The sequence below is a fragment of the Peribacillus sp. GL_122 genome (assembly GCF_057835005.1).
In genome coordinates, this window is record NZ_CM174415.1 from 184,887 (window position 1) to 199,819 (window position 14,933).

Annotated in this window: 10 protein-coding genes; 9 read left to right on the forward strand and 1 reads right to left on the reverse strand. The window is 41.6% G+C overall.

Going from position 1 to position 14,933, the window contains the following annotated elements; all coding sequences use genetic code 11:
- Positions 1 to 16 precede the first annotated feature (16 nt).
- A complete protein-coding gene (locus AC3ISB_RS01055; RefSeq protein ID WP_489275318.1) occupies positions 17 to 1,762 on the reverse strand; it encodes an ABC transporter ATP-binding protein in 1,746 nt (581 codons plus the stop codon).
- 367 nt (positions 1,763 to 2,129) lie between these two features.
- On the opposite strand from AC3ISB_RS01055, the gene AC3ISB_RS01060 reads away from it, so the two are divergent.
- From AC3ISB_RS01060 to hydA, 9 genes are all read left to right on the forward strand, one after another.
- Entirely contained in the window at positions 2,130 to 3,299 is a 1,170-nt protein-coding gene (locus AC3ISB_RS01060) for an ATP-grasp domain-containing protein (protein ID WP_489275320.1), read from the forward strand.
- A gap of 13 nt (positions 3,300 to 3,312) precedes the next feature.
- On the forward strand, positions 3,313 to 5,007 hold the full coding sequence (locus AC3ISB_RS01065; RefSeq protein ID WP_489275322.1) for a methyl-accepting chemotaxis protein: 1,695 nt from the start codon (positions 3,313 to 3,315) through the stop codon (positions 5,005 to 5,007).
- 328 nt (positions 5,008 to 5,335) lie between these two features.
- Positions 5,336 to 5,536, forward strand: a complete 201-nt coding sequence (locus AC3ISB_RS01070; protein WP_034304915.1) for a cold-shock protein — start codon at positions 5,336 to 5,338, stop codon at positions 5,534 to 5,536.
- A 525-nt stretch (positions 5,537 to 6,061) separates the two neighbouring features.
- Positions 6,062 to 6,433: an ArsR/SmtB family transcription factor gene (locus AC3ISB_RS01075; RefSeq protein ID WP_098371746.1), complete on the forward strand. Its 372-nt coding sequence runs from the start codon at positions 6,062 to 6,064 to the stop codon at positions 6,431 to 6,433.
- The gene (locus AC3ISB_RS01080; RefSeq protein WP_480340373.1) at positions 6,426 to 8,549 is read left to right on the forward strand and encodes a heavy metal translocating P-type ATPase; all 2,124 of its coding nucleotides are present in this window, start codon (positions 6,426 to 6,428) and stop codon (positions 8,547 to 8,549) included. The genes AC3ISB_RS01075 and AC3ISB_RS01080 overlap by 8 nt, the downstream gene beginning before the upstream one ends.
- A gap of 275 nt (positions 8,550 to 8,824) precedes the next feature.
- Entirely contained in the window at positions 8,825 to 10,090 is a 1,266-nt protein-coding gene (gene hflX / locus AC3ISB_RS01085; protein ID WP_347941006.1) for a GTPase HflX, read from the forward strand.
- Between the two features lie 711 nt (positions 10,091 to 10,801).
- On the forward strand, positions 10,802 to 12,160 hold the full coding sequence (locus tag AC3ISB_RS01090) for an NAD(P)-dependent oxidoreductase (protein ID WP_480340396.1): 1,359 nt from the start codon (positions 10,802 to 10,804) through the stop codon (positions 12,158 to 12,160).
- Between the two features lie 26 nt (positions 12,161 to 12,186).
- Positions 12,187 to 13,473 (forward strand): NAD-dependent dihydropyrimidine dehydrogenase subunit PreA, encoded by a 1,287-nt coding sequence (gene preA, locus AC3ISB_RS01095; protein ID WP_339201229.1) that lies wholly within the window; start codon positions 12,187 to 12,189, stop codon positions 13,471 to 13,473.
- A gap of 14 nt (positions 13,474 to 13,487) precedes the next feature.
- Positions 13,488 to 14,906, forward strand: coding sequence for a dihydropyrimidinase (gene hydA / locus AC3ISB_RS01100; protein WP_098371751.1), 1,419 nt, complete (start codon positions 13,488 to 13,490; stop codon positions 14,904 to 14,906).
- The last annotated feature ends 27 nt before the right edge of the window (positions 14,907 to 14,933 follow it).

The following is a 14,933-nucleotide window of genomic DNA, read 5'->3' on the forward strand; positions in this document are numbered from 1 at the left end:
CTTTCCTTTCGGTGAATTAGGCCAGTTCAAGTTTGTGCAACTGCTGTTCAGCAAATTCTCGATATAATGAATGCGTATGATACAGCTCTTTATGTGTACCGCTGCCTGTTATTTTCCCTTTTTCAAGGAAGATGATTTGATCTGAACCGATAACGGTCGATAGGCGGTGGGCGATAACTATTGTTGTTCGGCCTTTCATTAAATCATTCAATGCCTGTTGAACCACTTTTTCTGATTTGCTGTCTAGGCTGGAAGTAGCTTCATCAAGCATTAATATTTTGGGGTTTCTTAAAAATGCACGAGCGATCGCGATTCTTTGTCTTTGACCCCCTGATAATTTCATGCCCCTTTCACCAACCTCTGTATCATATCCGTTCGGAAGATCAGAAATGAACTGATCTGCATACGCCATTTTAGCCACTTGATTTAATTCCTCATCCGTTATATCCCGTTCGATGCCATAACAAATATTATCTCGAATTGTACCTGATACAATCGGGCTTTCTTGTGAAACATATCCAATCTGGCTTCTCCATGAAAGGAGTGTGAAATCATTTATGTTTTTCCCGCCTATGGATATGGACCCTTGCTGTGGTTTGTAGAAACGCTCGAATAACGAAAAAAGGGTCGTTTTTCCGCTGCCGCTTGGGCCGACAATTGCAGTGACCTTTCCGGCTTCAACGTTAAAGCTTATATCTTTAAGTACCTGTTCTCCATTATTATAACTATAGTTCAGGTTCTCCACGCTGATTGATTGACTTATATTTTGAACTGGCTGCATCGCATCTTCTTCCTCCACTGAATCCAGAATGGAAATGATGCGCTCTGTTGCACCCGTTGCTTTTTGGAATTGTGTAAAGAAACTAGCTAATTGAGCCATTGGCATGATTATTTGGAAAAGATACATGATGAATGCAACTAGAGCTCCAGCTGTCAGGGCTCCTGAAGAAACGCGCATTCCACCATAACCTAAAATCAGCACGAGTAATGCCATCATCACAAAACTCATTAGCGGCGCAATCAACGCTTGGATTTTTGCCTCTTTTAATCCGAATTGAAATAATTTATGGATTCCTTTTTTTCCATTTTGATATTCCAAAGCTTCTGCATTCGAAGCTTTAACAAGGCGTATTTCCGTTAGCACCTGCTGAAGGACTGCGGTGAAGCTTGCTGTCTCGTCCTGCATCCCTTTTGAAATTTTATGCATTTTTTTCCCTAATGGCATTAATATCAAAACAGAGAGTGGAATTGCAGTGAACATCAATAATGTCATTTTCCAATCCAGTACGAATAACACGATCATGGAGCCTACGATGGAAATGATTCCAGTAACGAAATTTGAGAGGTGTTCAGAGATTAATCCCTTCACTACAGTTGTATCATTTGTCATTCGGCTGACTGTTTCTCCTGAGGGATGTTCATCAAAATAACTCACGGGCAATACGAGTAATTTTTTCCATAGTTGATCGCGGATACCCGCCACTACAGATTGACCGATCCGATTTAATAAATAGATGGAAAATCCACTGGCCAATGCTTGAACGATGATGGCAAGAACGAGAAGGGTGATCCGTTCAGTACTTAGTGAGCTGATCGAAAAATCATTAATTAGATTTTTTGTGAATAAAGGGACTAATAAACCTACACCCGTTGTACCAAGGCTTAATGCCAATGCAATCCCTATCATTAGTTTAGAAGGCTTCGTTTGTTGAACTAACCGAATGAACTGGCGCCATCCCTTTTGATTTTTTGCTTCTGACATATGAAATACATCCTTTCTTGGTTTTCATTACAGAGAAGTATACAAAGAAGTTATGAATTGAATATGAACAAGTCTTAATTATTCCACGAAAATTAGTGGTGAACTTTTTCTGAATGATAAATTTGAAAAAATATGGCGGACACTTAAAATAGTGTCGGCCTTTTTTAATGAAGATACAAGAAAATTAAATATTCGATGGTATGTGTAAGGACCTCAAGGCTAGATCTGATGGGATAGGTAAAAAGATATATTGATATCTTTATTTTTAATGCATTTTTAATAATAATCCCTATATAAGCTAAATACTTACCGCTTTTGACCGATTAAATATGGAGATACAAAAAACAGTATAAGTTAGGTGGAAAAAATGATTATTTTGAATGAGTCCATTGTGTCGCCAATTCTTCTAAAGGTGTTGGAGGAACAGCAAATTCCAGTGCTGGAACAAGGGCAATGGGGAGTCGCATTAACATCAGAAAAGCTAAACATTCAAAAAGATACCGAATTTTTCAAGTCCATGGAAATGGACAAAAGAATTCTTACAAACTCTGAAAATGGCATAACATTATTAGGTCATTTCCAACCGAATAGCAATGAATACATTTGGTCAAAGTTATTGAAGGATAAGAGTCAGGTGCGAAATTTGACGAAATCTTTATATCCCGATTTCTATTTCCAAGATATTGATTTATCCATAATAAGTGACCTGGATAAAAATCAAATACCGTTTCCGGCAGTTATCAAACCCAATATTGGCTATTCGAGTGTAGGGGTCCACAAAGTCAAGAATGAGCAGGATTGGGATATAGCCGTGAACCAGCTTAAAGCGGATTTACTTCATTCGGATGGATTGTATGATTCGGATGTGGTTGGTTCCCAGACCGTTTTAATAGAAGAGTGGATTCAGGGAGAAGAGTATGCCATTGATGGCTATTACAATCAAGATGGTGATCCGATCATTTTGAATGTCTTCAAACGATCATTCAAGGATGATTACGATACCTCCGATCGAATTTATTATACGTCGAAGATAGCCATTAAAGAGATCTATGATGATGCACTAAAGTTCATGAAGAATATTCAAACGCTTCTTCCTCTTAGGAACTACCCTGTCCATTTTGAAATTCGCAAAAAAGGAAACCGGGTGATTCCTATTGAAATCAATCCCCTGCGTTTTGCCGGAGCGGGTACAACGGACCTGGGGTACCATGCCTATGGGATGAATATGTATGAACACTACTTTTTGGGTACCAAGCCCGATTGGAATCGGATATTGGAAGAGATGGATGATCACGTATATAGCTTTTTCTTTGCAGAGGTTCCACTAGAAGTCAATCCGGAAGATGTTGCTAGGATTGATCATGATGGACTTCGACAAGAATTTGAACATGTTTTGGAATATAGACAGCTTCCTTTTCAAAATGACCGGAGCATGGCAATCATCTTTTATAAAAGTGAGGATTTGAATAAGAATCTTCAATTGCTTCATTTGGACTTAATTCCATATTTAACCATAAAACATCTGGCTTTTATCTAAGGAGGTCATGAGAATGAGATTTTCAAAGCTGAATCCTAAAAAATCTTTACTGGCAAGATTATTCTTGTTTTATATTATCCCATTCGTGCTTTTTGCAGGTGCCATGGGACTTTGCTTTTCCTATATTACCAATAAAATGATCAACGAGAATGTCCTTCCGCAATTCGATGAGCGTCTTTCTGAAAATGCCCGCAGTTTAGCATCAAGCCTCAATCCTACTTTGATAAACAATGCTTCGGTACGGGGAGAAGAGATTAAGTGGAAATTAGATGCCTTTGTTGAAAATAAAAAGGGCATTGAATATGTGTATGTGTTGAAGCGGGAGAATGATTCCGACATGATTGTAGCCTTGAGTGGCAGCGAGGACTACATGGTGGAATCCCCGTTCACGCCGGAACAGTCCAAATCGATAAATGGAAAAGAAGATGTATTAAGTGAAATATATAATGATAAGTGGGGTACACACAAGTCATACTTTACGCCAATCAAAGGAACGGACGCCATCGTAGGAATCGACATGGATGCGAAATTCATCAGTGAATTGAAAAGCAAAATGATATTCTATAATATTTTATTTCTCGCAAGTGCCATTATATTAGGTGTGCTATGTGCCGTTATCATCGGGAAAAGGATCTCGGGACCTGTTAATGAACTTGTTGGTTACACGAGTGAAATGGCAGAAGGGGACTTAAGTAAATCGATTCCAGTTAGTAGGCAAGATGAGATTGGTGATCTGTCAAATGGATTCGAGGATATGAGATTAAGTTTGTCCCATATCATTCAGAATGTCCGAGAACACGCTCGAACGATGAATCAAAGCACCGTGTCCATTCAAAAATCCTTTGAAGAGATGGTGGAATCCTATGGTCAGATAGTGACGGGGACAACGGAAGAAGCAAAAGCTTCAGAAGAACGTGCCCATCATATTGACCGAATTTCCAATATGATCAGTGACTTAACGGACACAATCCGTTTAATGAACGAACAAACGAATGAAATGAATGAATTTACCTTGCATACCAATACACTTGCTGAACAAGGAAGTAAACAAGTGCAAGATGTAACGAGCCAGATGGATAAAATCATGGAAAACGGCCAAGCGAATAAAGCCAATTTGGTGAGCTTGGAAGAGGATGTAGTGAAGATAAATGAAGTGATTGGCTTAATAAGGGTGATTGCTTCTCAAACGAACCTGCTATCCCTGAATGCTTCCATTGAAGCGGCACGGGCGGGTGATGCCGGCAGAGGTTTTGCCGTAGTGGCTCAAGAGGTGCAAAAATTGGCTGTGCAAACAGATGAATCCATCGATATCATTTCAGAATCCATTATGCGGATTAATGAACAAACAGCCAAAGTCATCCAAAATAATGATGAGAGTTTTCAGGATATATTAAATGGTGTTTCCTTAGTGGAAAACAATGGCGAGATTTTCAATAAGATATTTGAATCCGTAGAGAAATTACTGAAAGGCACGGAACGATTAGCCGCACATTCGAAAAAAATCAATGAGTCTTCGGATGAAAGCCTGGCATCCATTCAGGAAATTGCGGCGATTTCAGAAGAAGGAGTCGCAACAACGGAGCAAATCTCGGCAGCTGCAATTCAACAAAGCACCATAATGACTGGATTGAAGGAACAAAATGAAGATTTAGCAAAAGAATCGGCCATTTTAGAAGAAATGGTAGAAAAGTTCATTACCGAAAAATAAATATTCGATTTGAACATTTACAAAAACCTCTTGTTATACGAGAGGTTTTTGTTTTGATGAATGCATGTGGGAGGTCATAAAGCCATCATCTGTATAGATAGAGCCAATTGGTTACTGCTTGATTTTAAATGAATTTAGAGAGTATTAAAAATTGCTGGAAAAAAGTTTCCCCAAACTATTTGCAATCGCTACCATTTAATGTTATGCTTAGTCTTAATTATTTTTGTTCGGTACTAAGGATACTAAAAGTACTACTTTTCGTTTTCGATGATGACTTAGAGCAAGGATAGTAATACATTGTGCTTAGATGCACTAGGAGGCAACAACAATGGAACAAGGTAAAGTAAAATGGTTTAACGCAGAAAAAGGTTTTGGATTCATCGAACGCGAAAACGGAGACGACGTATTCGTACATTTCTCAGCTATCCAAAGCGAAGGTTTCAAATCTTTAGACGAAGGTCAAGAAGTTACTTTTGAAGTAGAACAAGGTCAACGCGGACCTCAAGCTTCTAACGTTCAAAAAGCATAATTTCAATAACAAAAAAAGACGGATCCTTGTTATAGGGTCTGTCTTTTTTTGTTTTGTGAAAATACATAGCAAAAAACCCTGCTCAACGATAAGCAGGGTAAATGGTACAAGTAAAGTAAAACGCTTAAAAAGGTTTGACTAAGTATATCATAGTTTTTCTAAAAAATACTAAATTAAATATATTGTACTTATCAAGGAATCGATAGGAAATTACTGAAATCATTGGATTGAAGGGACGTGAAAGAATTTATGTCCCTTCTTTTTTTTTCGCCTGAAGTATAGAAGTTTCGGTTCAGGAGATTCATGGAGTCCCTGGAAAGAGGACGGCCTGCCCTTTTGTGTTCAGTAAAATTCCAGGGGAACGACTGCGAAGTGAAACAAAAAACAATGGCCCACATATAAAGACATATAGCACTTTCCAAAGGAAGGAGAAAAGATTCTTGTACATTCAAATATAGATTTGAATATTCAGGTAATTATGTTATATTATAATCAAACGCATATTTGAATGAGAGGTGTGAGAAGATGACGGAACTGAAAGATATATGTGATGTCCACCTGCATGATGAAGTGAAGGTTAATCGCATTCAAGAGGAAATGAGCCAGGTGAATTTATCCAGTATGTCGAAGCTGTTTAAGGTTATAGGCGATGAGAATAGGGCGAAGATAGCTTATGCGCTCTGTAAGGACGAGGAATTGTGTGTGTGCGATCTGGCCAATATCATTGGTGCTTCGATGGCGACAACGTCACATCATCTTCGTACCCTTTATAAACACGCAATCGTAAAATACCGAAAAGAAGGAAAGTTGGCTTTTTATTCTTTGGATGATCACCATATAAAGCAATTAATTCTCATTGCTTTAGAACATCAGCAGGAGGTAAGGGTCGATGGCTGAGTCCCCATTAAAAACATATCGTATCCAAGGTCTATCATGCACTAATTGTGCAGCTAAATTTGAGAACAAAGTCCGTGAACTAGAGGGCGTGGAGGATGCCAAAATCAACTTTGGTGCCTCGAAGATTTCTGTACAGGGCAGTGCGACTATCGAAGAAATTGAAAAGGCGGGTGCTTTTGATAACCTGAGAATCCGTGGTGAACAGGAACAGGTGAAGCAAAAGGAACCATTTTGGAAGCAAAAGGAAAATATAAAAGTGGTGTTCTCGGTTATCCTTTTGCTGATCAGCTGGATATTGGATAATCGATATGCTGATGGAGGCATCATGCCAGTGATCGGTTATGCGGCTGCAATCATAGTTGGGGGATATTCATTATTTGTCAATGGATTGAAGAATCTTGTCAGACTTCGCTTTGATATGCACACCCTTATGACGGTTGCCATCATCGGGGCGGCCGTGCTTGGTGAATGGGGCGAAGGGGCGACTGTCGTCATCCTATTTGCGATAAGTGAAGCACTGGAAAAATATTCGATGGATAAAGCCCGTAATTCTATAGAATCATTAATGAACATCGCACCTAAAGAAGCCTTGATCCGTAGGGGGCATCACGAAATGATGGTTGCTGTTGATGAGATTGAAGTGGGCGACATCATGATCGTTAAACCGGGTCAAAAGCTTGCCATGGATGGCAGGATCATGAAAGGGGCCTCGACACTTAATCAAGCAGCCATTACTGGGGAATCCGAGCCAGTTTTTAAAACGGTTGATGGTGAAGTGTTTGCCGGAACCTTAAATGGTGAAGGGTTGCTCGAAGTGGAGGTCACGAAGCGAGTCGAGGATACGACGATTGCAAAAATCATCCACCTTGTTGAAGAAGCACAGGCCGAAAAGGCCCCTTCCCAAGCCTTCGTGGATAAATTCGCAAAATTCTATACGCCGGCCATTATGCTCATTGCCTTGGCCATTGCCGTGTTGCCCCCGATTGTGATGAACGGGGATTGGAGTGAATGGATTTACCGGGGGTTGGCTGTACTTGTTGTCGGTTGTCCTTGTGCTTTGGTCATTTCTACGCCCATCGCCATTGTGACAGCTATCGGAAATGCTGCGAAACATGGTGTGCTGATTAAAGGCGGGGTCCATTTGGAGGAAGCGGGAGCCTTAAAGGCGATTGCGTTTGACAAAACGGGTACTTTAACAAAGGGCGTACCTGAAGTGACTGATTTCACTGTGTTATCTGCTGAGTTGAATGAACAGGATGTGCTGGCTATCGCTGCTGCTTTAGAAAGCAGGTCACAGCACCCCCTTGCCACAGCCATTCTTCAAAAGGCGGAAAACCATGATGTGGACTATCATTCTTTATTGGTAGAGGATTTTACTTCGATCACAGGTAAAGGTATAAAAGGGAAAATCAATCAAGGAATCTATTACATTGGTAAACCCCACCTTTTTGAAGAAGAGGCAGGTTTAGTTTTCTCTGATGATGTGCTTAAATTAATCAGCGGCTTTCAAAATGAGGGAAAAACGGTGATGGTGCTTGGCGATCAAGTGAAGATCCTGGCGCTCATCGCGGTGTCTGATGAAATAAGGGAAAGCAGTAAAGAAGCAATTCGGAAACTGCATGCATTAGGCATTGAAAAAACGATCATGCTGACTGGGGATAATATCGGAACAGCTAAAGCTATTGGAGCGGCAGCTGGCGTTCATGAGATCGAGGCGGAGCTATTGCCACAAGATAAATTGACCATCATTAAACGATGGAAACAAAAATATGATCGAGTGGCCATGGTAGGCGATGGTGTCAATGATGCTCCGGCCTTGGCAGCTTCCACGGTAGGAATAGCAATGGGCGGGGCGGGTACAGATACGGCCCTTGAAACAGCCGATATTGCCTTAATGGGTGATGACTTATCGAAGCTGCCTTATACAATCCGCTTAAGTCGCAAAACATTAAAAATCATTAAGCAGAACATCACGTTTTCATTGGTGATTAAAATCCTGGCCTTATTATTGATAGCGCCGGGCTGGTTAACACTTTGGATGGCGATTTTTGCCGACATGGGTGCGACGTTATTAGTTACATTGAATAGTCTTAGGTTATTGAGAGTAAAGGAATAGAATAATATGAGCTCCCTGGTGTATCTTAAGGTGCACCAGGGAGCTTTTATTTATAAGCTTTCCAATTGTTTCATGTGAAACTTTGAAAAAATTAATCGGTCCTGTTATTTTTTTGTTGAATTTTCTTTTATAGTAAAGGGAAGTCCGATAAACTTGGGCAGCGAACGTTATGCAAGTAATGTCTGGTATGCTACAATGTGGCTGGCTTTTAGGCAGTATGATGGGTTTGATTAAGCATAATATAGGGAGTAAGGTATGTACGGAAGGGATTTGAAATGATGGAATTACAGCAGAGGGCAATCTTGGTTGGAGTTAATCTCAACGGTCAAAAGGATTTTGAGTATTCAATGGAGGAATTGGCCAATTTAACGGAAGCATGTGAGGTAGAGGTTGCAGGGACCATCACACAAAATTTGCAACGGGTGAACTCGTCACATTTTATCGGTACCGGGAAGATCGAGGAAGTAAAAAATCTCGTTGAGCATAAAGAAGCTAATGTCGTCATTTTTAATGATCAGCTCTCCCCTTCGCAACTTCGTAATCTGGAGAGGGACATGGATTGCAAGGTGATCGACCGGACAATCTTGATTCTGGACATCTTCGCGCATCGGGCGAAAACGAAGGAGGCACAGCTTCAGGTAGAAGTGGCAAAGCTTCAGTATATGCTCCCGCGTCTCGTTGGTTTGAGGGAGTCATTAGGGCGTCAGAGTGGCGGGGTCGGTACAAACAAAGGTGCAGGTGAAAAGCAGTTAGAGCTTGACCGCAGGAGAATCGAGGAAAATATAAGTGTTTTGAATAAAGAACTGGAAGCCCTTGTTGCACACCGGCAAACGCAGAGGAAACAGCGAAAAAAGAATGCCATCCCTGTCGTATCCTTAGTCGGTTATACCAATGCAGGTAAATCTTCGATCATGAATGCCCTGATTGAGATGTTCCATCCAACAGCCGAGAAGCAGGTGTTTGAGAAGGATATGCTGTTCGCTACGCTTGAGACATCCGTCCGAAACATCCCGCTTCCGGATAAAAAGGAATTTTTATTGACGGATACGGTGGGGTTTGTGTCCAAATTGCCCCATCATCTCGTGAAAGCATTCCGATCCACATTGGAAGAAGTGGTAGAAGCGGACCTGTTGATCCATGTTGTCGATTTTTCCAATCCTAATCATGAGCAGCAAATAGAGATAACGGATAAAACTTTAGATGAGATAGGCATTAAAGGGATTCCAACGATTTTTGCCTATAATAAAGCGGACCTTACCGATTTGGATATCCCTCAGGTGAATCGTGGCTCTGTGTATATGTCAGCAAAAAACAAAGTTGGCATTGAGGAATTGATAGATCAAATTCGCAAGCATATTTTTGTAGACTATACTCACTGTGAAATGCTGATTCCATTTGATCAAGGACAGCTGGTTTCATATTTCAATGAAAATGGTCACATAACCGTAACAGAATATGAGGCAACCGGATATCGAATAAAGCTTGAGTGCAAGAAAACGGATTATGAGAAATATAAACGATACGTTATTCATCCGGAATGAACCTGCCTGTTGATAAATTGTTAACGGTTTGTTGATAAGTGGAAAAGTCGATTCAATATTGTGGATAACTTTTGGTTGAATGCCTCTGTTCTGCGAAAACAAAGAGAATAATGCCATATAATATGTGAATAAGTTGTGGATAAAAGTGAAAAGACCCAGGAAACCAAGATTTTAGTTTCTGGGTTTTTTTTTATGTGGACAAAGTGTTGATAATTAGGTCTTCAGAACAAACCATCCAAAGAATATCAATAAGTATGGTGAAAAGTAAGTTTGAATGTAGAAAAATGACGATGTTTATCACTTATTGTTAGGAAATATAACATGATTATTACATATTGCATATCTAGCATCTGGAAATACTTTACACTTTGTATAATGTAACTTACTTTTTAACATTATAAAATAAAGAATACTCATTTCTCTGATTTATCATCAGGATATGAGTTTTTAAGATTAGCAGGGGGGGCTCTTTGTGTTAGAAGGAAGCAGGGACCGAGGCGTGACCAGTGAGAGAATGATAGAAAATAATAAGCAAAACGAGAGAATTTTGGCTGGGAAATCGCCATGACTGTTAGTTGAATAAATTGATGAAAACCATGTTGGCAATGCTTTCAATCGTTTAAATATGAGGACAGTAGAGAGAAATGCATGCAATTCCTCCCTTTTTATTTTTCAAAAATAAATGTTTGGAAGGAGAAATAGTGGATGAGTATGACGAGCCCATTAAAAGGTGATCTGGAGATTAACTTCCAGGAAGCGGAGAGGGGTTTATCCCCAAGGGAAGCTTTGGAAGAATCGAATCGATGTTTATACTGCTATGATGCCCCATGCATCCAAGCATGTCCGACCGGAATAGATATTCCAGGTTTTATTAAGAAGATAGCTTCAGGTAATTTTAAAGGGTCGGCCAAGACCATCATGACAGCCAATCCTGTCGGTGCCAGCTGTGCGCGGGTATGTCCGACTGAAGAGCTATGTGAGGGGTCATGTGTCCTGAACCATTCTACAAAGCCAATCATGATTGGCAATCTCCAGCGTTATTCCACAGATTGGGCCATCCAAAATAAACAAGCCTTATTCAAGGCCGGGAAGAAGAATGGCAAAAAAGTTGCCATTGTAGGAAGCGGTCCGGCGGGTTTGTCTGCAGCAAGGGAGTTAGCCTTGCTTGGCTACAGTGTAACCATTTTCGAAGCTGAAAAGAATCCAGGCGGATTAAATACTTACGGAATTGTATCGTTCCGTTTACCTCAGAGCATTTCTTATTGGGAAGCAGAACAAGTAAAGAGTTTGGATGTTGATATTAAAACGAATACACGGGTCGGAGTGGATGTTTCCGCAAATCAGCTGACTGCCGACTATGATGCGGTCATTTTAGCGATCGGCATGTCCGATGTTCCTAAGCTTGGAATTGAAGGGGAGGATTTGGCTGAAGTTTATGATGCAATCGATTTCGTGAAAGCAACGAAAACAGGGGCAATCACTGATAAATTCATTGGGAAGAAGATGGCGGTAATAGGGGCTGGAAACACGGCGATCGATGCCGCAACCTGTTCTGTACGCCTTGGCGCCGAACAGGTGAGCATTATTTATCGTCGTACCCAAAAGGAAATGACAGCCTATGATTTTGAATATGAGTTTGCCAAACAAGAAGGTGTCGGGTTTCACTGGCTGACTGCCCCCTCCAGGATACTCTCGGATGAAAGCGGTCAGGTTACGGGCATCGAGTGCGTGAAGATGGTGCTTAGCGAGGCGGGGGAAGATGGTAGGCGCCGTCCAGTCCAAATTTCCGGATCAGAGTTCGTCATACCGGTCGATGGGGTCATTCGTGCTATAGGCCAATCCAGGTATGTAGGATTGATTGAACAGTTCGGCATTCAACATGATGATGGTGTCGTAACATTGGAGGGTGATTCCTACAGGACATCGAATGAAAAGATCTTTGCGTGCGGTGACGTGATCTTCGGAAAAGGCCAAGGTGAGGCAATGGTTGTTTCAGCTGCCCAGCAAGGGAAGAAGACAGCCTATGAAATTGAATCGATTTTGATGGGCGAAGCGGTGGATATTGCTTAATAACTATGAAAATTAGGAGGCTTATCATGGCTGATTTATCAATTGATCTTGCAGGTATTAAATCTCCCAATCCTTTTTGGCTTGCTTCAGCACCACCTACTAATTCGGGTTATCAAGTCCAGCGCGCATTTGAAGCTGGCTGGGGTGGAGCTGTTTGGAAGACATTGGGTGATCCCATCCTGAATGTTTCATCACGTTTTGCAGCGGTCAGCTTTAATGGACAGAGAGTTGCCGGGTTCAACAATATAGAATTGATTACGGATCGTCCTCTTGAAGTGAATCTGAAAGAAATATATGAAACGAAGAAGAGATTCCCTGATCATGCAATCATTGCATCGGTGATGGTGGAGCCAAAACAGGAAAAGTGGCATGAAATCATCAAACGTATAGAAGATGTGGGGGTCGATGGTTACGAGTTAAACTTTGGTTGCCCGCACGGTATGGCAGAGCGTGGGATGGGAGCTGCTTCGGGACAGGTTCCCGAACTTGTGGAAAAGCAAACATACTGGGCGAAGGAAGCTGCATCCAAACCCGTCATCGTCAAGCTTACACCCAATATAACCGACATTACGGTTACGGCTGAAGCGGCGGTGCGCGGCGGTGCGGATGCAATAAGCATGATCAATACGATCAACAGCTTGGCAGGAGTGGACATCCATTCATGGAATACGATTCCCCATGTAGGCGGCAAGGGGGCCCACGGAGGGTATTGCGGTCCCGCCGTGAAGCCGATTGCTTTGAATATGGTGGCTGAGTGTGCAAGGAATAAAATGATCAATGTTCCCATTTCCGGAATAGGCGGGATTTCAAATTGGCAGGATACGGTGGAATTTTTATTGATGGGTTCGACTGGAGTGCAAATTTGTACGGCTGCCATGCATCACGGTTTTAGAATAGTAGAAGATTTGATTGATGGCCTGTCCAATTACCTTGATGAAAAAGGGATTTCTTCTGTGATGGATATTGTCGGTAAGTCCGTACCGCGTTATTCCGACTGGGGGAATTTAGATCTCAATTATAAGGTTGTTGCGCGCATTAATAATGATGTGTGCATCAACTGCAATAAATGCCATATTGCGTGTGAAGATACATCTCATCAATGTATAGATATGTTAAAGGACACGTCAGGCAGTTCCTTCTTGAGAGTGCGCGAAGAAGATTGCGTAGGCTGTAACCTTTGTTCGATCGTCTGTCCGGTCGATGGGGCGATCGATATGATCGAGTTGACAAATGAATTACCGCCAATGACCTGGAATGAACGCCAGTCGTTCCTTGGGGGCATAAGCAGTGAAAGTGTTGATTTCGTAAAATGATGGAGGGGTCGAAGATGAAGAAAATCATTAAAAATGGAACGATTGCAACAGCTGCAGATACGTATCAGGCGGATATATTGATTGAAAATGAGAAGATTGCAATGATTGGCAAGGACCTGCCGGCTGAGGGGGCTGAAATCATTGATGCAAAAGGCGCTTATATTTTTCCGGGGGGCATTGATCCGCATACCCATCTCGATATGCCGTTTGGAGGGACAACGACGAAGGATGATTATGAAACGGGTACGATTGCTGCTGCATATGGAGGCACGACAACGATCATCGACTTTTGTCTGACCGAAAAAGGGGTGCCATTAAAGAAAGCAATTGAAACATGGCATGAAAAGGCCAATGAAAAAGCGGCCATAGATTATGGTTTTCATTTAATGATCAGTGAGATTAACGATGATGTATTGGCTGAGTTGCCAAGTATCATCGATAATGAAGGGATTTCTTCCTTTAAAGTGTTCATGGCTTACAAGAATGTTTTTCAAGCTGATGATGCCACGCTATACCGCACTTTGTTGCAAGCAAAGGAACTTGGCGCACTTGTCATGGTTCACGCTGAAAATGGTGATGTCATCGATTATCTTACAAAGCAAGCACTTGCTGAAGGTAACACCGATCCAATTTACCATGCACTGACAAGGCCTCCGGAACTTGAAGGGGAAGCAACTGGACGTGCAGCTAAACTGACGGAAATGGCAAATGGTCAGCTCTATGTGGTTCACGTCACCTGTGAAGATGCGGTTGAAAAGATCACGGAGGCAAGAAATAAAGGGGTGGATATTTGGGGGGAGACTTGTCCGCAATATTTGGTTCTTGACCAGTCTTATCTTGAAAAGCCCCATTTCGAAGGATCTAAGTATGTATGGTCCCCGCCGTTAAGGGAGAAGAAAAATCAGGAAGTGCTATGGAATGCTTTGAAAACGGGACAGCTGCAAACGATCGGCTCCGATCAATGCTCTTTTGATTTTAAGGGACAGAAGGAACTTGGACGTGAAGATTTCACAAAAATACCGAATGGTGGCCCAACTATTGAGGATCGTATGAGTATCCTCTTCTCTGAAGGGGTCATGAAAGAGCGTATTACCTTGAATCAATTCGTCGACATGACCTCTACGCGTGCTGCCAAACTATTTGGATTATTCCCTAAGAAAGGGACGATTGCAGTAGGTTCGGATGCTGATATCGTCATTTTTGACCCGAAAGTTGAAAGGGCCATTTCTGCTGATACTCATCACATGGCTGTGGATTATAATGCGTTTGAAGGTATGGAAATTACAGGTGAACCGGTTTCCGTTTTATCGAGAGGTCAATTCGTCATTAAAGACAAACAATTTGTAGGCGAAGCTGGAAAAGGGCAATTCCTGAAACGGGCAAAATATAATGCGGCGCTGAAGCCGGATACCGGAAAAAGGCTTCCAGTCTAACTTCGGTAAGGAATCTTGCAAATTAAT